14 protein-coding genes are annotated in these 15,718 nt (G+C 58.9%); 10 read left to right on the top strand and 4 right to left on the bottom strand.

What is annotated here, in order from left to right; translation table 11 throughout:
- Nucleotides 1-235 precede the first annotated feature (235 nt).
- Nucleotides 236-3,106 carry an NACHT domain-containing protein gene (locus AC1PK7_RS19315; RefSeq protein ID WP_481099185.1) on the top strand — a complete coding sequence of 957 codons (2,871 nt, stop codon included), beginning with the start codon at nt 236-238 and terminating at the stop codon, nt 3,104-3,106.
- Between the two features lie 173 nt (nt 3,107-3,279).
- Here AC1PK7_RS19315 and AC1PK7_RS19310 read toward each other — a convergent pair whose 3' ends face one another.
- Nucleotides 3,280-3,639, bottom strand: a complete 360-nt coding sequence (locus tag AC1PK7_RS19310; RefSeq protein WP_481099184.1) for a hypothetical protein — start codon at nt 3,637-3,639, stop codon at nt 3,280-3,282.
- A 135-nt stretch (nt 3,640-3,774) separates the two neighbouring features.
- On the bottom strand, nt 3,775-5,427 hold the full coding sequence (locus AC1PK7_RS19305) for a TIGR04141 family sporadically distributed protein (RefSeq protein ID WP_481099183.1): 1,653 nt from the start codon (nt 5,425-5,427) through the stop codon (nt 3,775-3,777).
- 373 nt (nt 5,428-5,800) lie between these two features.
- On the opposite strand from AC1PK7_RS19305, the gene AC1PK7_RS19300 reads away from it, so the two are divergent.
- From AC1PK7_RS19300 to AC1PK7_RS19285, 4 genes are all read left to right on the top strand, one after another.
- The gene (locus AC1PK7_RS19300) at nt 5,801-6,400 is read left to right on the top strand and encodes an XAC0095 family protein (RefSeq protein ID WP_481099182.1); all 600 of its coding nucleotides are present in this window, start codon (nt 5,801-5,803) and stop codon (nt 6,398-6,400) included.
- Nucleotides 6,401-6,558: 158 nt separating this feature from the next.
- The gene (locus tag AC1PK7_RS19295) at nt 6,559-7,212 is read left to right on the top strand and encodes a hypothetical protein (RefSeq protein WP_481099181.1); all 654 of its coding nucleotides are present in this window, start codon (nt 6,559-6,561) and stop codon (nt 7,210-7,212) included.
- A 14-nt stretch (nt 7,213-7,226) separates the two neighbouring features.
- Nucleotides 7,227-8,222, top strand: a complete 996-nt coding sequence (locus tag AC1PK7_RS19290; protein ID WP_481099180.1) for an XVIPCD domain-containing protein — start codon at nt 7,227-7,229, stop codon at nt 8,220-8,222.
- Between the two features lie 158 nt (nt 8,223-8,380).
- Nucleotides 8,381-9,160, top strand: a complete 780-nt coding sequence (locus AC1PK7_RS19285; protein ID WP_017912181.1) for an SPFH domain-containing protein — start codon at nt 8,381-8,383, stop codon at nt 9,158-9,160.
- A gap of 131 nt (nt 9,161-9,291) precedes the next feature.
- On the opposite strand, the gene AC1PK7_RS19280 is transcribed toward AC1PK7_RS19285, so the two are convergent.
- On the bottom strand, nt 9,292-9,909 hold the full coding sequence (locus AC1PK7_RS19280) for a hypothetical protein (RefSeq protein WP_481099179.1): 618 nt from the start codon (nt 9,907-9,909) through the stop codon (nt 9,292-9,294).
- 223 nt (nt 9,910-10,132) lie between these two features.
- Between AC1PK7_RS19280 and AC1PK7_RS19275 the strand changes: the two genes are divergently transcribed.
- The 4 genes from AC1PK7_RS19275 to AC1PK7_RS19260 all read left to right on the top strand — a co-directional run bounded on the left by AC1PK7_RS19275 (nt 10,133) and on the right by AC1PK7_RS19260 (nt 13,427).
- Entirely contained in the window at nt 10,133-11,053 is a 921-nt protein-coding gene (locus tag AC1PK7_RS19275) for a hypothetical protein (protein WP_481099178.1), read from the top strand.
- A gap of 175 nt (nt 11,054-11,228) precedes the next feature.
- Nucleotides 11,229-12,029, top strand: a complete 801-nt coding sequence (locus tag AC1PK7_RS19270; RefSeq protein WP_481099177.1) for a hypothetical protein — start codon at nt 11,229-11,231, stop codon at nt 12,027-12,029.
- A gap of 128 nt (nt 12,030-12,157) precedes the next feature.
- A complete protein-coding gene (locus AC1PK7_RS19265) occupies nt 12,158-13,126 on the top strand; it encodes a polysaccharide deacetylase family protein (protein ID WP_481099176.1) in 969 nt (322 codons plus the stop codon).
- Between the two features lie 100 nt (nt 13,127-13,226).
- Nucleotides 13,227-13,427 (top strand): hypothetical protein, encoded by a 201-nt coding sequence (locus AC1PK7_RS19260; protein ID WP_420008102.1) that lies wholly within the window; start codon nt 13,227-13,229, stop codon nt 13,425-13,427.
- A 38-nt stretch (nt 13,428-13,465) separates the two neighbouring features.
- Here the strand turns inward: AC1PK7_RS19260 and AC1PK7_RS19255 are convergent, their stop codons facing one another.
- Entirely contained in the window at nt 13,466-14,770 is a 1,305-nt protein-coding gene (locus AC1PK7_RS19255) for an acetamidase/formamidase family protein (protein WP_481099175.1), read from the bottom strand.
- Nucleotides 14,771-15,020: 250 nt separating this feature from the next.
- Between AC1PK7_RS19255 and AC1PK7_RS19250 the strand changes: the two genes are divergently transcribed.
- Nucleotides 15,021-15,656, top strand: a complete 636-nt coding sequence (locus tag AC1PK7_RS19250) for a DUF2076 family protein (RefSeq protein WP_481099174.1) — start codon at nt 15,021-15,023, stop codon at nt 15,654-15,656.
- Nucleotides 15,657-15,718 lie beyond the last annotated feature (62 nt).

Genomic DNA, 15,718 nt, shown 5'->3' with positions numbered 1-15,718 from the left:
GCAGCTAGTTGCTGTTCAAGCATCCTGTCTACCAATACGACTAGCAAGCTGGGCAATCATATGGCCTCAGCTACACAGAACAACGCTGTGTACACATTCACCTCGCAAGTTGGCGCGGTGGCCACGCACCTTATTTCAGCTAAGTTCTACAGTGGGCTTTAGTGAAAATAACTGCGTCTCACTACCGCTAGGTTTAACTTGCGCGTTTTTCGACATGTAAATTAGGGGGGGTGGGGTGAGCATTAAAGATTTTTCTGAGCTTGTCAAATTGCTTAATACTGTTTCTAAAGAGAATTATTTCGTCATACTGCTGTTATACGTAATTACTGCGGGCCTTGCTATTGGCGCCGTTGTTAATTTACTCAAGTTGTTGGTTAAGCTTTTTGACTATCTCAAGTCTGCATGGGGATACTTATCTGAAAGGTTCTCTGGGGAGAAGAGCTTTAGAGAGCACATTGAACGAAGGAGGCAATTTTTAACGGTACTGGGATCTGATCTGGCTACCATAGGAAAGTCCGAAGCATGGAATGATCAAAATTTCACCGATTTAGAGGCCGAGGTGGAGATCGAAGGTGGCTACTATGCTTCTCTACTGGATAGACTCAGAAAAAAGAGGTCATTTTCTTTACGGAAGGAGCCGTCATTAATTGGGGCAATCGACGGCAGCGCCGAGCGCTGCTTGCTATTGACTGGTGATCCCGGAGCGGGGAAGAGTGTTGCTCTGAGGCATTTAGCAGTTCAAATGATAGAGCGCGCCAAAAAGAGCAAAAGAAAATATTGCCCCATACCGCTGTATGTAAATCTTAGAGATCTGAGTGCGGATGGCGTTTCAGATTCAACTGCATTTAAAAAATTTGTTATTGACAATGTACGCAGAGGGGATGCCGATACGGCTGAATATGTACAGGCGCACTGGGCAGATTTTAATCTCAAGGGTGGGTGGTTCTTCCTATTTGACTCATTTGATGAAATACCGGAAGTCTTGCATGCAGCAAACGAGGACGCCGAGGTTGGACGATATGGTGCGGTAATACAAAGGTTCATGGACGGGCTTGGCGCTTGTAGGGGAGTGCTTGCGTCTAGAGAGTACAAAAGTCCTAAAGCCCTAGCTTGGCCCAAGCTTAGAATTTTGCCATTAAATGAAAAGCTCCAGGACCAGTTAATCGCCCGTACTTTTTTGAGTGATAATCAAAAGGGAGTTGCATTGAGGGCAATTTCCGCATCCGCCAGCTCCACTTACAAAAATCCTCTTTTTTTGACATTACTTTGTCGATATGTAAAAGAGAATAGTGCTCCACCTAAAAACGAGCATGAACTTTTGCTGAGGCATGTAGATTCGCTTGCTTCGCGCGATAGTGAGTATATAGCGTCGCGCTGGGGGCTGAAACCGCCCGAATTGATTGACTTAGCTTCCGAGTTGGCGAAATTGTTTGCGTTAAGCCCTGAAATCGGTCTTTCACCGACCATTGATCAAATTAATCAGCAGGCTAAAAAGCTTGGGGTATTTAAAGATGGAGTAAATTTTGCTATTGAAGCATTGACATATGTAAAGATAGGTAGGACAGATCTGGCATCTTCATCCTCCTCCGAGCGTCGATTTGCGTTCTCTCATCGGCGATATCATGAGGCGATATTCGCACGATTTCTCGCCAAGAATGAGGGGTTTATTGATGCTAGGTCCATCTTATCTAACCCGCGCTGGCGTGAATATGTCGTCGCTATGCTTCAATCGGCCCATATAGAATCGCAGGCCTCATTGATTGATGCCGCTAAGAATATCGTTTCAGAAAGAATCTCTCTAATTCGGCTCTCTGAGGAAAAAATTTCTGGCTATACTGTAAAAACATATAGTTGGAACGATGAAATCTTAGAGCATTTGTTGCAAATATTTGTGGATGTTAAAAAGTTCAATCCCTCGCCGCTATGGCTGCCTGTTGAAGATGAGGTCGAACAACTGTTCGAAAAGTTATGGGTGCGAGGAGATCTTTATGATCGAGCAATGATTATAAGATTTGGAGGGGCAGGAAACGCTGAAAAGCATTCTCGCCGACTTGATTATTCGTTTCGCCTTGGGGTTGAAGTAATTCAAGAGGAGGCTGTTTCATCTTGTCAGTTTGCTACGAAGCCAAGTGATGAACTAGCGAACTGGGTAAGAAAGCGTGTGGCGATGAGTGTTTTAATGGCCCCCGCAAAGTTTGATGCATTGAAATGGGAAACTATTGGGTCTCAATTGCCCTTGGCATATGAGATGGAATTTTCCTTGGCGCGAGCAAGATCACTAAGGAAAATCAGCGAAGGTCTACGCATGTTTCGTCGTATCTTTGATATTATTGAGCCAAACTTTTTTGGTAAAGGATTTAAAAAAGGTCGAAATGTTATTGCTGAAGGAAACTTCAAGGTAAAACTTATATTTTCATGCATGATGCCTCTCGCGATTTTTATGGTCACTATCATTGGGGCAAGCGAGAGTTTGAGTGCGGATGCGCCAAAAGCGGTTTCAATAGGTGCATTTATTTTTTCGTCACTCCTTCTTGCGTCTTTATTTTTTAGGATCCATCTAATTTCAAGAAAAAACACCATATCTCTGAGGGATGTATTGGCTGTATCACGCCTATTTTTAGGGGTTTTGGGGCTCAGTGTTATGCTGAGTGCGCTAATGTTTTTTATACTTGCGATACCGGGGCTGATTGTTCTTTGGGTATCTAGGACATTAGATCTTCTTTCTGGTATCTCTAGTGAATCAATCGTAATAACTTCGTCCGTGGTGGTGATGATTTTAATAGTTGCGCTTGTTCCCTTAGTAGATCATCTTCATTCTAAAAAGCTTAAGGAACAAGCCAAGGCCTTACTCACTTCAAGAAAGTCACTGAGAAGTGCGATTTCTTCAATGAAACCCGGTGGGGACGTGAGTAGCCTTTGCGAAATTTTCGTTGCAGGCTATCATTTGGATCAGGTTGATTTACGGCGCTCAATTACTCTTATTTCGGAGAAAATTCTCAGGAGGCATCAAAGTAAGTTGGCAGAGCCGGCCAATGAGCGCTTTTCTGACCTTCGCCACGCGGTGTCTACGCTTCTACAGAGGGCGTTGAAGGAATTTAAATCTTAGTTTGGCTTTACGAACATTGCGCTAGGAAATAGGGGAAAATAGGGAAATAGGGGCGAGAGTGCATGTCCATCGTGCACTCGGCTTTGCATTTTTCCCCGTTCGGTTAACAGGCTCAATTGGTTCAAAATGAGAAATTACGGGGTTAAGTTAAGCGCCCCGATTTCTCGGGCAGGTTAATTAGGGAACACCAACCATTTTCTCGAACTCGATTCGGCGAGCGGTAGTCCACGTACCGTGCAACTGCTGCCGGCGGTAGAATACTCCGATGAACTCGGCACCTTCCCTTGCGCTTCGTCGAGACTGGCGAAGCGCTCGTGGTGCGTCAGTTGCTGCTTGAGCGAACTGAATAAGCTCTCCATCACTGCATTGTCGTAAGGCATGGCCTCGCGGCTCATGCTCGCGACCATCCCGGCTTCCTGCAACTGCCGCTGATACGCACTGCTGGTGCATTGCGTGACATAGTCGCTATGGTGGATTGCGCCCTTCGCCGGCCACCAGATCTGGAGCGCCATGGCCAGTGCAGCGCTGGCCAACGCCTTATCCGGCCAGCTGGCCCATCGCCCAGACCACGATTTTCCGGCTATGCATGTCCAGAACCGTAATAACGGGGTCAGGTACACTTCTGGCTCTAAGTAAACCTAACTAAACCTTGCCCCTGCTCTTGATCTTTATCTCTTCTTTATCGGCTTCGGCTTAAATTTTTTCGTAATCAAAAGTGCTGGATCTACTGGAATTGCCGTCAATGACACGTTGTATCCGAGTGCGCCTAGTTGCGAAGCTGCATTCTTGAGTGAGATTTTTGAAAAAAAAGGAAGCTCCGATGGTATGGATTTATTGGTCGCTATGGCGTAAGTGATTTTGTATTTTCCTGCATCGGGTCTTAGTCTAGTGTCACTAAGTGCTAGATTGGTCGGGAGCTTGGAATTTAGTCTCTTGCGAAATTCTTCGTCTTTTAAAAATGTTTCAGCAGCTACAGCGCCTTGTGCAAAAAGGTGGCTTAGTGTGGCGGATGATCTGTAATACTTCACGTGAATAAATTTGCTCTGTCCCTCTATTAGATCGCAGAACTCAATTTTGTCATAAGGTCCGCCAGTTCTAATGTTGTCCTTGTCCATCAAATGTAGGTTTGTGTTGAGGGCGCAGACGTTCTTATTGTATTCGCCTTCATTGGCGAATGAATACGGCGGGAGTGCACATGTTTCTACTTCAATATTAGCTAGCTGCCGGTCAATCTGATTAATAAAGCTGGATTCTATCTTTAACCAAGAGCCATTTCGAAGCACATATCTATTGTCGCCATCTGTAACTTCGGCATATATGCATCTGTAAGCCGGCCATTCCTTGATGGAATTATAGTTTTGATCATTGATGTGTATGTGAATTAATTTAATTGAATCTAAGTTAAAGCACATCCCCTTTGATAGAATATGATTATTGAGATCGTCGATTGTAAGTACCTGGTGCCTGGGGGTGCTCGGATACATATCAAACGAATAGCCAGAGTTTGACTCCCAGTCAATAATTTCCGGTTCTCCTAGCCATATTTCTGTGCTGCCGCCTTTTATCAAATCATCGAGAAGCATGTCCAGTAATTCGATAGTCTCAGCATCCCTGATTCTGGCAACATTGTCGATCCAAGCATAGGTCGGAGGTAGCTTCTGTTCAAATAGCTCAAGCGCTTTTGCTAGGATAGAACTTATCCCATTCAGTTTTGTTTCAACCATCAAGGTTAGCGCATCCCGGCCAGTGACATGAGTTCCAAGAAGCGGAAACTTGCAGGCGCCGGTTATTGCATAAACTAAATCCAGTTCGGAGTTTACTTGCAGGTCAAAAATATCCGCTTGAAGTGTGCTCTGTGTTCGCGAGCTAAGCGGGTTGTCATCGTAGCTAGCTTTGTCGAGGCTTCTAAGTTTATCTGGATCAACCGAATTTAACGTGACGCGAAGACCAAAGTCTCTCTCTAATGCCTCACCTCTTATAAGGTGAAATCCGGTCCCGAATGAAATTAAAAATTTTCTATGGCCTACAGCTATATGTAAAACTGCCCCCACACTCTTACTGGATCCGAAATCCACATCCGGAGAATTGGGATGCTCAGTGAACAGTCTAGTCCAGATGGGAGGTTTCTCTAGCGGGGCACGTTTCAAAAGTAGAGTGGCGTCGCCATCCACAAGCGGAAAGACGTACCTTCTACTTATCATGTCCTCCTTGAGGCAAGCTTCAATTGAATTGACGCCATCTCTTAGCAGGTAGATCGATAGCTTTTCTTTACGAGAAGTAGTCTCCAAGGCATCCCCCTGAATGCTAATGGGCTGTTTCAATCTGCGCTAATACTAGCTACGCCGCGTCCGTGGTTGGTAGACATAAGGAGCAAGATAATCGCCGCTACTGGACCTGATCTGGAGTAAGGAATTTTCTGCTTTGCGCCTGTTGACATACACTGTGGACAGTAGCAATCTCTCTAACTAAGGAGCGTCGAAACTCCTCAGAGAGCGGTACCCACCTCCGACAAACCGGTGGGTTTTTTGTGCCCGAAGCTCGGGCGCAAGCCGACGCGATGCCTGCGTCGGGAGGGCGGCTAATACAACACCCTTCGGGGAAATACGCCCGCCGGCTCTCTGCGGTTTCGAACCTCCCGACTTCCCGTCCGCCATGCGTGGCGGTCGGACCCCTTCATGGAACGAGGAGGCAACGATGGCGCACGACCGTTTGGACGACGACGACATGCCCGGCTATTTCCTGCCGGAGGACAGCCAGTTCCGGCTGGCGAAGCTGCGCGATCACGTGAGGTTCCTGGTCCGGCTGGCGCAGCCACGGTCGCTGGACGAGGAGCGCGCCGCCGAGCCCAAAGTGCGCATGGGCGAGCTGGCGCTCTGTCTGGAGCTGCTGGCCGACCAGGTGGACCTGGTGCTGGACGCGCTGTCCTATCCTGCCCAGAGGACCGACACGACGCGCGGCGCCTGGCCCGATACCACTACCCAAACAGTGCCGCGCGCCGGCAGCGGCATGTTCCGCATGACGCAGCAGCAGATCGACAGGCTCACTCAGCTGGCTGACACCGTCTCGGCCAACGCCCGGATGGTGGCGGCCGGTGATGCGGCCGAGCGTGCCGGCCAAGCGCTGCCGGAAGTGGGCAGCACGCTCTGCGCCGCAGCGAACGACGTGCGTGAACTGCTGGTACAGATCGCACGCCAGCCGCTTCGCGAACCGGCGTCGAACCGCGTCCGCGAAGAGCGGGCGGTCTATGCGTTGGAATCCGAGGCGCCGCCTGCGGGAGGCGGGTGGCTACATTGATCCTGGCTACGTTGGCGCGGGCGCTTTGTAGGACAAGGCCGCCCGACGCTGTTGAGCCGAATAGGGCTGCAGCCAGCGTCCGCGTGGGCGACGGCATACTCGCGCCGACTGGCCGGCCGGACTACTCTCTAGTGCAAGAGAATCGAAGCGAGCGAGTCATGGTGACAGCGAAGCACTTGATCGGCATCCTCGTCATTGCCGCGACGCTGCAATTGACAGGATGCCAGGCTGACTCGGCCCAGCCCCCAGCGCCGGACCGAGCGCCGCATGCCAAGGAGGAATCTGCAATGAGAACGACCGTGCCGTTGGTCAGGCCGCTGAGCCCGCACGTGTTGGCTGATGCCATCACGTTGGATTTCGATGTTCCCGCCCAGGCCGATGATACGGAGCCGCCTATCTTCATTGGGGTGAGGGTAACGGCCCCTGATGCTGAGGCTGCGCTGTCCAAAGTGGACCGCTTACGCGACGCCGGCGTCACCGCGCAGGTCCATCTCTCTCGGTTGACGGCGGCAGGCGAGGAGCCCGTGGTCTTGCAGCGGAGCGAACTGGTTGGGCGCACTGAGTACCAGGCGGTGGCATTGGACCGCGACGGACATGTGCCAGGTCTGCTCAAGGCGAATGCAGATGAGCCGACGATGCGCGCCGCTGGATTGATCGCTCCGGATGCCGCTTACCGTGAAATGGATCTGGCCTTTGTCCGCGATACACCGCCTGGTCGCTACCGGGTGTCCGTCCGCTTCGGGGGCAATGTTCGTGCCTTGGAAGAGACGCACCCGGAACTGCTGGTTGCCTTCACCGCCAAGGCGCAATAGGGAGGTGTAGCACCATGAGTGAGCCCACACCACGGTACACGGTCACTGTCTATCTGGCTGCCCCCGGCACACCGTTGACGTTATCCGGCGGAACGTCTGCGGCGGGGCACATGTACTACACGCTTTCCGATGGAAAGCAGGTCGATAGCTACGGCTTTGCGCCTGTCGAACATGGAAGCTCCAGCGGTCAGGGGAAGGTGTACGACAGGGATCTGCGGGATTACAAGGATCCCTACTACAGCCGCACCATGGAAATCAGCCGGGAGCAGTACGATCGGCTGCGCGCCTTTGGCGACGCACCGCAAAAGCACGGCTTCGACATGAAGTACAGCGGTACGACGAACAGTTGTATCGACTTCACCTGGGGCGCGCTCAACTACGCAGGGCTGCACCGTCGAGACCGCCACGGCGCCATCGATGAAAAATTCGAAGGCGACCTCAAGCCGTTGAGCAACAAGGACGACGTTCAAAGCATCCCCGCACCCAAGCCGGGAAGCGAACTCAACAAAGAGCATCACAATCCGATGCCGAAGCAGACCATCCTGCAGAAGGCCATCACCGAGAATGGGACGCAAGGCGAGCAGCGCGTGTCCGGGAGGCTCGCCGGTGCAGGGCCTGAGTTACCACGCGACCCATTGCTGCAGCAGGCGGAGTCCGCAGTGGTGAAGCTGGAGCAAGGCTTGGGGCGGAATTACGACGGCAACAGCGCCAAGTTGGCGGCAAGTGCCGCATACCTTGCAAAAGAAAGCGGCCTCTCGCGTATCGACCATGTGGTACTCAGCCAGGACTCGCGCAATGTGCGCGCAGGCGAGAACCTGTTCGTTGTCCAGGGCGCGCTGAACGATCCCGCGCATCTACGTGCACATATGCGGACAGAGGATGCGTTGCGCAAGCCGGTGGAAGAGACGCTGGCGCAGCTGCAGTCGTTGAACGATGCGCAACGCCAGAACCAGGCACAAGGTGTGGAGCAGCGGGACCAGATACAGGCCCGACCACATCAGATGGGATAGATGTCGTGTGCAAATTGGGGCGAAAAGTCAGCCTACTCATGTCTTTCTGCGTGAGTTGCTTCTGATTGCAGATGCCTTGCCCCCCACGATGCGCTAGCATCCCCCGCACACGACGGCGCGCGGCGCCGTCCTTCAGGGGGACATCGATGAAACATTTCCTGCTGGCCGCCGCCCTGGCGGCCTTGCTGTGCGGCTGTACCGTGGTCTCGCCCGATCCGGGGCAGCAGGCGGTGCTGGTGGACAAGCCGCTGCTGTTCGGCAAGGGCGGCATCCGCCTGGACGACGTGCGCGATCCGGGCCGCACCTACACCTGGATGACGACCTCGGCGGTGTACGTGGATACCACGCCGCAGACGGTGCAGGTGGCCTTCGACGACTTCTCGTCCAGCGACAACATCCTGTTGGACTTCTCCACGCAGATCCAATACCGCATCACCGCGCCGGCGCGGCTGCTGTCCGGCTTCGGCCAGGATTGGTTCAAGAACAACGTCGCCAGCCAGTACGCGGCGATCGTGCGCGACCAAGTCAAGCGTTACGACATGACCCGGATGATGAGCGACCCGGACAGTGCACGGAAGATCGACGAGGCGGTGACCGAGAACGTGCGCGCCCTGGTCAAGGAGCAGGGACTGCCGATCCAGATCCAGAACATCACCCTCGGCCGCGCCCGTCCCAATCCCGACGTGCTGCAGCAGATGAACCTGACCGCGGCGCAGCAGCAGCGGGTCAAGACCCTGGTGGAAGCCACCACCGCCGAGCGCCAGCGCGAGCAGGAGCAGGTGGCCAAGGCCGATGCGGACAACGCCTACCGCAACCGCATGGGCCTGACCCCGGAACAGTACCTCGCCAGCCAGATCGCCGAGATCAACGCCGAGGCCTGTGCCAAGGCGCAGGCCTGCTACATGGTGCCGTCGGGGACGTCGGTGATCGCCAAGTAGCGCCGCGGCAACGCCTTCCACGCGTCATCGCATCCTGCGCCGTTGTGGGGCGTTGGATGCGGGTCCTTGGCCGTCTACCGGCCTGACACTTTGCGGGCTGCCCGGAAGCGCTTGGCCGCAGGCGACCGACTTCAGCGCGTGCCAGGGCGCTCCAGGGGCGCCAGTTGCGCACGGGCACGCCCAGCCTCCAGGTAGGTCTCGAACAGCTCGATCAGGTGTGCGCAGGACATGCCGCGCACCCCGAGGGTCTTGAACACGATCCAGTGTTCCTTCGGGTTGTACCAAACACGTCGCACGCTGTGGGCTGCGCTGGTCAGGCCTGAATCCTTGAGCGGCACCTCGCAGCCGTCGCGCAGGTCCACGAACAGGATCAGGTTCTCGCCGGCAAGTTGGCCGGCGCCCACGCGATAGCCCTGGACGCTTGTCCACGGGATCGGACGGGTGAGATCCGGATACTGCAAGCCGGCCTCGCTGAGGCACAGGAACGGGGTGGTGCGACGCTTCCAGAACATGCGCCCCAGCAGGAGCAAGCCGATGCCGATGGCCAGTCCGGCGCCGCCCATCCACCATGTCTGCCTGAAGGCGAATGCCAGCATCATCAAGGCCGGCACCGTCATGAAGAAGGACATCACCCACAGCAGGACGATCACCGGGATCGTGCTGCCGCCTTCGTAGACCTCGATCGTGTCCCGTCCTTGCCCAGCGAGGGTGTGTAACCTGTGGATCACGGTGGAGTCGTTGTCCTGCATGTGTGTTGGTTCCAAGAGGAGGGGCGGGACTGATCCAGGTCGTAGGGCGCGACCGGAGTTGTTTCATCGAAGACGAGCGACGACGCGAATTCCCTCACCTGAATCCCCGAGCATGCAGAGCGTCCGGACGTCCCTGCGGCGTCGGCCACGTAGACGACCTGCGCTGGCAGTGTTGTAGCCCGCTGTGCCAGAGTACGCGGGCAGCGGTTTGGGAGATCGAAAGATGGAGTGCGCCGAGAGCGTTAGCGGGTCGCGCCCGCCGGCGACCCGCCTGTTCGCCCTGCTGGCGCGCGACGCCCGCACCGGGGTGATCTTCCGCCGAGGGCCGAGCAAGCAGGTGCAGCTGATCCACTGGGATCTGCGCGACGACACGTTCGTGCATGGCCAGTGGTTCAAGGGCCGTATCTACGAGCGGCGTTGCGATCTGTCGCCGTCGGGGCGGCTGCTGGTGTACTTCGCCTCCAAGCAGCGCGGCGACTTCGGCACCTGGACCGCGCTTTCGCGGCCGCCGTTCTTCACCGCACTGTCGCTGTGGCCGAAGGGCGACTGCTGGGGCGGCGGCGGGATGTTCGAGGACGAGCGGACCTTGTTGTTGAACCACCGGCCATGCGAGGGGCGGGATCCTTTTCCGATGCCGACCGGCTTCCAGTTGCCGCACCATCTGCAGGTGCGGCCGTTCGGTGAGTATTCGGGGCGCGGCGAGGACGAGCCGATCGACGGCGTGCTGCGCGAGCGCGATGGCTGGCAGTTGCGCGATGACGGCGAGGGCGAACGTGGCGGGCTGCGCAGCGGCGCATTGTTCCGCTTCAGCCGCCCGCGCGTGCGCGAGAAGCCCGGCGCCAATGGCCGCCGCCTGCAGTCGCTGCTGCATGCGGTCGGCCAGGAAAACCATGCCTGGTATGGCCTGGATCACCGGGTGCTGGACCGCGACGGCACCGTGCTGGTCGACCTGCCGGGCAGCGACTGGGCCGACTGGGATGGCGGTGACCTGGTGTTCGCGCGCGATGGCAGGCTCTATCGCCTGCGCAAGAGCGACTTCCGTGAGGTGGCGCAGCGGGGTGAGCAGGCCTTCCAGTTGCTGCACGATTTCAGCGGTGCGCGCTTCGCACCATTGGCGCCGACGGCGGATGCGTTGAAGTATTGAGTTTGCAGATCCGCTACGGCATCGGGACTCAGGTAATAGCGGTGCTGTTCGTGCCAGCTGTCGAGCGCCGCATCGCGAGTGTGTGCGAATGCCGATTCCAGACCATCGAGTTGCCGGCGCGGCCCTTCCTTCTTTGTGCGAGGTGGACTACCGTGCTTGCACTTGGGGGAGTCGCATGCGCAATGCATTGGTCGTCGTCATCGCCTTGGCGTCCTTTTGTCTGTTTGCCGCCGACCGTACTCAAGCACCGGGCAGGCAGCAAAACTCCATCAAGATCGCCTCGGTCTCCATCCACTATACGTACATGGGGTGGGGCTACGTCGATGAAATGTTCCACTTGGTTCCGGCGCGCAACGGCATGGGGTTCGTCATGCGCTGGACGGACGAGGATGGGGCGAAGCACGCCGAGCAGCGGGTCGCTACGGACAAGGTGATGGCGCTGTTCGCGGCGGCACGCGCGCCTCGCATCGACCGCGCGACCGGGCTGGACGTGTTGCAGCAGCGGGCGATGGAGCCAGCGACCATCGCCAGAATCCGCAACACGATGTTTGCTGCTCGGGATTGCTCACCTCTGCAGCAACGTCAGTGGCGCGCCGCACAAGCGACTGCCGGTAGCGTGAGGACAGAGCTCGAACAACTCTATCGCGAAACTATCCCATGGACCGACGATAGCCCGTCCATGACGATCCGCATCGTGCCCGAACGTGGGGCGCCGCTAGTGGTCCACTCGCAGTCGCAGAAGCCGTTCATGCTGGCGTGGATCCACGGTATGCCTGGGGTCCGAAGAGATGGGGCGATAGATGGCCCCAAGGCGACTTGGTCGCTGCCGCTCAGCGATGCGCTTGTGGAGATCCTGCCGGCCCTGTCGCCTGCACGAAAGCGCTTGGCGCGCGAGCAACTGGTGAGGGTATTGGCTCGGAACCTGGAACGCCGCTCTCCTTTATCCTGCTCGCAGGATCGTGGCGCACGGAGGTAGTTGAATCTTCGGTGCCTGGCTCTTTCCGGTGAGTCGGCCAGGCAGGGCGCGCGACTAGATGAAAGATGCTCCTTGGTGTCGTCTGTAGGTGTGCGTATAGACTGGCAGCTCGATCCCGGGGACGTCCGATGAGAGTACTTCGCTGCCTGTTGCTGCCGGCCCTGCTGTGCGTCGCCGTATTCGCCCAGGCCCAGGACGACACGCGCCGCATCGCGGTGACCATCGACGACCTGCCGTGGCAGCGCATCGAGCAGACGCCGTCGGCGCAATTGCCGGTGCTGCATGCGCAATTGATGGCCTCGCTGCGGCAGGCGCAGGTGCCGATCGTCGGCTTCGTCAACGAGGACAAGCTGGAGCAGGACGGACACGTGCAGCCGCAACGCGTGGCGATGCTGCGCGACTGGCTGGACGCCGGCTATGCGCTGGGCAACCACACCTACGGCCACGTGAACCTGCACCAGGTCGGCGTGTCGGCATACGAGGATGCGATCGTGCGCGGCGAGCGCACGTTGCGGCCGTTGCTGGCCGAGCGTGGCCAGTCGTTGCAGTGGTTCCGTCATCCGTATCTGGCGACCGGGCGCAGCGTCGCGGACCGCGAGGCGGTCAATGGCTTCCTGGCCGCGCATGGCTACTGCATCGCGCCGGTCACCGTGGACAGCGGCGAGTGGGTGTGGGCGTTCGCCTACGCGCATGTGTTGGACGAGCCGGCAGGCCCGGCGCGCGATGCCATGCTGCTGCGGCTGCGCAAGGGCTACGTGCCGTACATGCTCAACAAGCTGGATTTCTTCGAGCACGAATCGCAGGCCCTGTTCGGCCGCCGCATCCCGCAGGTGTGGCTGATGCATGCCAATGCGCTCAACGCGGCCGCCTTCCCGGATCTGGTCGCGGCCACGCGCCGCCGCGGTTATGCCTTCATCAGCCTGGAGGAGGCACTGCGCGATCCCGCCTACACCCATGCCGAAGGCTACACCGGCCCCGGCGGGATCAGCTGGCTGCACCGCTGGGCGATGGCCGAGGACAAGCCCAAGGACATCTATGCCGGCGAACCGGTGGTGCCGCGCTGGGTGTTCGCGCTGGCTGGGGTGGATGCTGAGTAGCGCAGCGATCGCGGACTTGCCGGGCGATGTGGTCGTCCCTTCACTATCCACGCACGCATGGCCGGATCACGATGGCGCCTCTCCGCCCACCGTGACGCCCATGCCCTCGTCCAAGACGCCTCCGTGGAAGAAGCCGAATCCGCGCGGTCAGCGCAGCCAGCCGTTGTCGTCGGCGCAGAAGGAAGCCGCGAAGCAGCGCGCCGAGGAGAACGGCCGTCCGTATCCGAACCTGGTCGACAACATGTGGGCCGCGCGGCTGCCACGCGACGCATCGTCCTCCAGCACCGCCAAGTCGAAGTAGGGCCGAATGGGTGGGGCGGGTCGCGCGCCTGAGCAGGCCTAGCGCGCGGCCGGCCTTGTGTCGGGGTGATCCGTCGCTGGCGCCGATACCGGCTGCAAGGTGCGCAGCACCGCCTTGTCGATGCTGGCTGCCGCGCCGACGCTGCGTCCGGCCAGATTGGCCACGCGATAGCGGACAGCGACGCCCAGCACTTGCGTGGCCTGCGACAGCGACAGGTCGTAGTCCTGCTGTAGCCAGCGCAGCAAACCGGAAGTGGCCAGGCGCAGCGCGTCGTCGCTGGAGCCGGCCTGGCCCAGCACCGCAATCTGCTCGGGCGATTCCACGCGCGGCATCGCGATCGGATGGCGCTTCACCAGTTCGACGCGGAACTCGACGTCCAGCGTGGTTTCCAGTGCCCACTGGGTGGTTTCGCCGTCGCCCTGCACGGCATGGCCATCGCCCAGGTACAGCAGCGCACCAGGTTGCTGCACCGGTAGGTACACGGTGCTGCCCGCCACCACCGCGTTGAAGTCCATGTTGCCGCCGCCGACGCCGGTGTCGCCGGTGGACAGCGCGGCGTTGCCGAACCCCGGCGCCACCGCCAGCCCGCCGAGCATCGGCCGCACCGGTATGGCGAAGGTGCGCATCGGGCCGTCGGCATCGAGTGGGCGGGCTGTTCCGGCGTCGCGATCCAGGTGCCAGCGCACATGCTTGCCGAGGCCGGCCGCCTGCGTGGCCATGTACGGGCTCTGCAGGCGGCCGACGAGGCCGTCGAGGCTGTCGGCGGTGTCTCGGTTGAGCCGCAGCACGACCAGGTGCACGGCGAGCATGTCGCCCGGTTCGGCACCGACGACGAAGAACGGGCCGACCTGCGGATTGCCGTACAGGGCGCGGGTCTTGCCATCGGCATCCACGCCGCCGGAGTCCAGGGTCTGGGTGCGCACGCTGTCGCCCGGCCACAGCACCAGCGCTGGTGCCCGGTCGGCGCTGAAGGTGTTGGCGTAGTCGTGGGGTACGAAGACATGCGTCTGCGCCGCCGCGCTCGTGCGCGTCGGGACGCGCCACGCATCGAAGGCATGCGTGGCGCGCACGTTGGCGGCATTGGGATCGGGGCGCGTGCTGCGGCCGTACATGCGCGCGCCATCCACGCGTCCGTCGAAGCGGGACAGGCGGCCATCGGTGCCGGTGGCGGTGAACGCGATCGCCTTGCCGTTGCGGGTGCCCTGGATGGGGTCGGCGTCGAGCCGTCCCTGCAGCCGGTTGCCGTGGGTTTCGAGCTCCAGCGTCTGGTACAGACGGTTGCCCCACAGATCGGTCGCCACGATCCACTGTTCGCCGGCCCAGGCCGGGGCGGCCGTCAGCACGGCCAAGCCCAATATGGCTGCCCATCGCGTGTTGCGTCCGCGCATCGGTGCTCTCCTTCCTGTTTGACTACAAATGTAGTCATGTCGCGCTAGGTCCGGACCTGTCGGAAGTCATGCGCCGGCTCTGCGCCGACGGCGCCTGGATGAATGCCGGCGCACTGACGCGCAGGCCGTGCCCTTGGCGCCACCCTGACCATGCCCATACCGTGCCGTGCCGGCACTGGGCCGGTCATCGCATCCAGGTACGGGTATGACTCCGCAAGAACAGCAGCTTCTCGAAGACTTCCTGGCGCGCCTGCGCAGCGCCGGCGGGGTGGCCAAAGATCCGCAGGCCGACGCGCTGATCCACGCGCGCCTGGCCGATCAACCCGATGCCGTGTATCTGCTGGTGCAGCGCACCTTGCTGCTGGAGCACGCGTTGGAAGCCGCCAAGGCGCAGATCGCGCAGTTGCAGCAGCAGGCCGCGCCGCCACCGCCGCCGGCCAGCTTCCTGGGCCAGGGCTTCAATGCGGCGCCGCCGCCGTTGCCCCCGGCGCCCGCCGCCACAGGTGTCGCGGGCGCCGGTGCGCCCGGCTGGCGCGAGCGCTGGTTCGGTGGTGGCGCTGCGGCCGCGGAGCCGACGCCGGCACCGGCCGCAGCGCGTGGCCCCAGCTTCCTCAGCACCGCGGCCACCACGGCGGCCGGCGTGGCCGGCGGCATGTTCCTGTTCGAGGGCGTGGAAAGCCTGCTGGGCGGTCACCACGGCGGCGGCCTGTTCGGCGGCGGCGCGCCGCAGGAGACGGTGGTCGAGAACATCACCAACAACTACTACGACGACACCCCCCAGCAGGACATGGGCCAGGACTTCCAGGACGACGGCGACTTCGGCAACGACAACTGGACGTAACCTCGCCGCTTGCATTGCTGCCGGATCGAGCAGTCAGGCGAGCGCCGCTAGTGCGCTCGCCT

This window comes from Xanthomonas sp. NCPPB 3174 (assembly GCF_056725205.1).
Note: the sequence above shows the minus strand (reverse complement) of the source record. Positions and strands in the feature narration are given on the sequence as shown.

What these genes read in the sequence shown, in the direction of transcription:
- AC1PK7_RS19300 (WP_481099182.1), top strand. Translation starts at nt 5,801, where the DNA reads ATGGCGCACGACCGTTTGGACGACGACGACATGCCCGGCTATTTCCTG.
- AC1PK7_RS19295 (WP_481099181.1), top strand. Translation starts at nt 6,559, where the DNA reads ATGGTGACAGCGAAGCACTTGATCGGCATCCTCGTCATTGCCGCGACG.
- AC1PK7_RS19290 (WP_481099180.1), top strand. Translation starts at nt 7,227, where the DNA reads ATGAGTGAGCCCACACCACGGTACACGGTCACTGTCTATCTGGCTGCC.
- AC1PK7_RS19280 (WP_481099179.1), bottom strand. Translation starts at nt 9,909, where the DNA reads ATGCAGGACAACGACTCCACCGTGATCCACAGGTTACACACCCTCGCT.
- AC1PK7_RS19275 (WP_481099178.1), top strand. Translation starts at nt 10,133, where the DNA reads ATGGAGTGCGCCGAGAGCGTTAGCGGGTCGCGCCCGCCGGCGACCCGC.
- AC1PK7_RS19270 (WP_481099177.1), top strand. Translation starts at nt 11,229, where the DNA reads ATGCGCAATGCATTGGTCGTCGTCATCGCCTTGGCGTCCTTTTGTCTG.
- AC1PK7_RS19265 (WP_481099176.1), top strand. Translation starts at nt 12,158, where the DNA reads ATGAGAGTACTTCGCTGCCTGTTGCTGCCGGCCCTGCTGTGCGTCGCC.
- AC1PK7_RS19260 (WP_420008102.1), top strand. Translation starts at nt 13,227, where the DNA reads ATGCCCTCGTCCAAGACGCCTCCGTGGAAGAAGCCGAATCCGCGCGGT.
- AC1PK7_RS19250 (WP_481099174.1), top strand. Translation starts at nt 15,021, where the DNA reads ATGACTCCGCAAGAACAGCAGCTTCTCGAAGACTTCCTGGCGCGCCTG.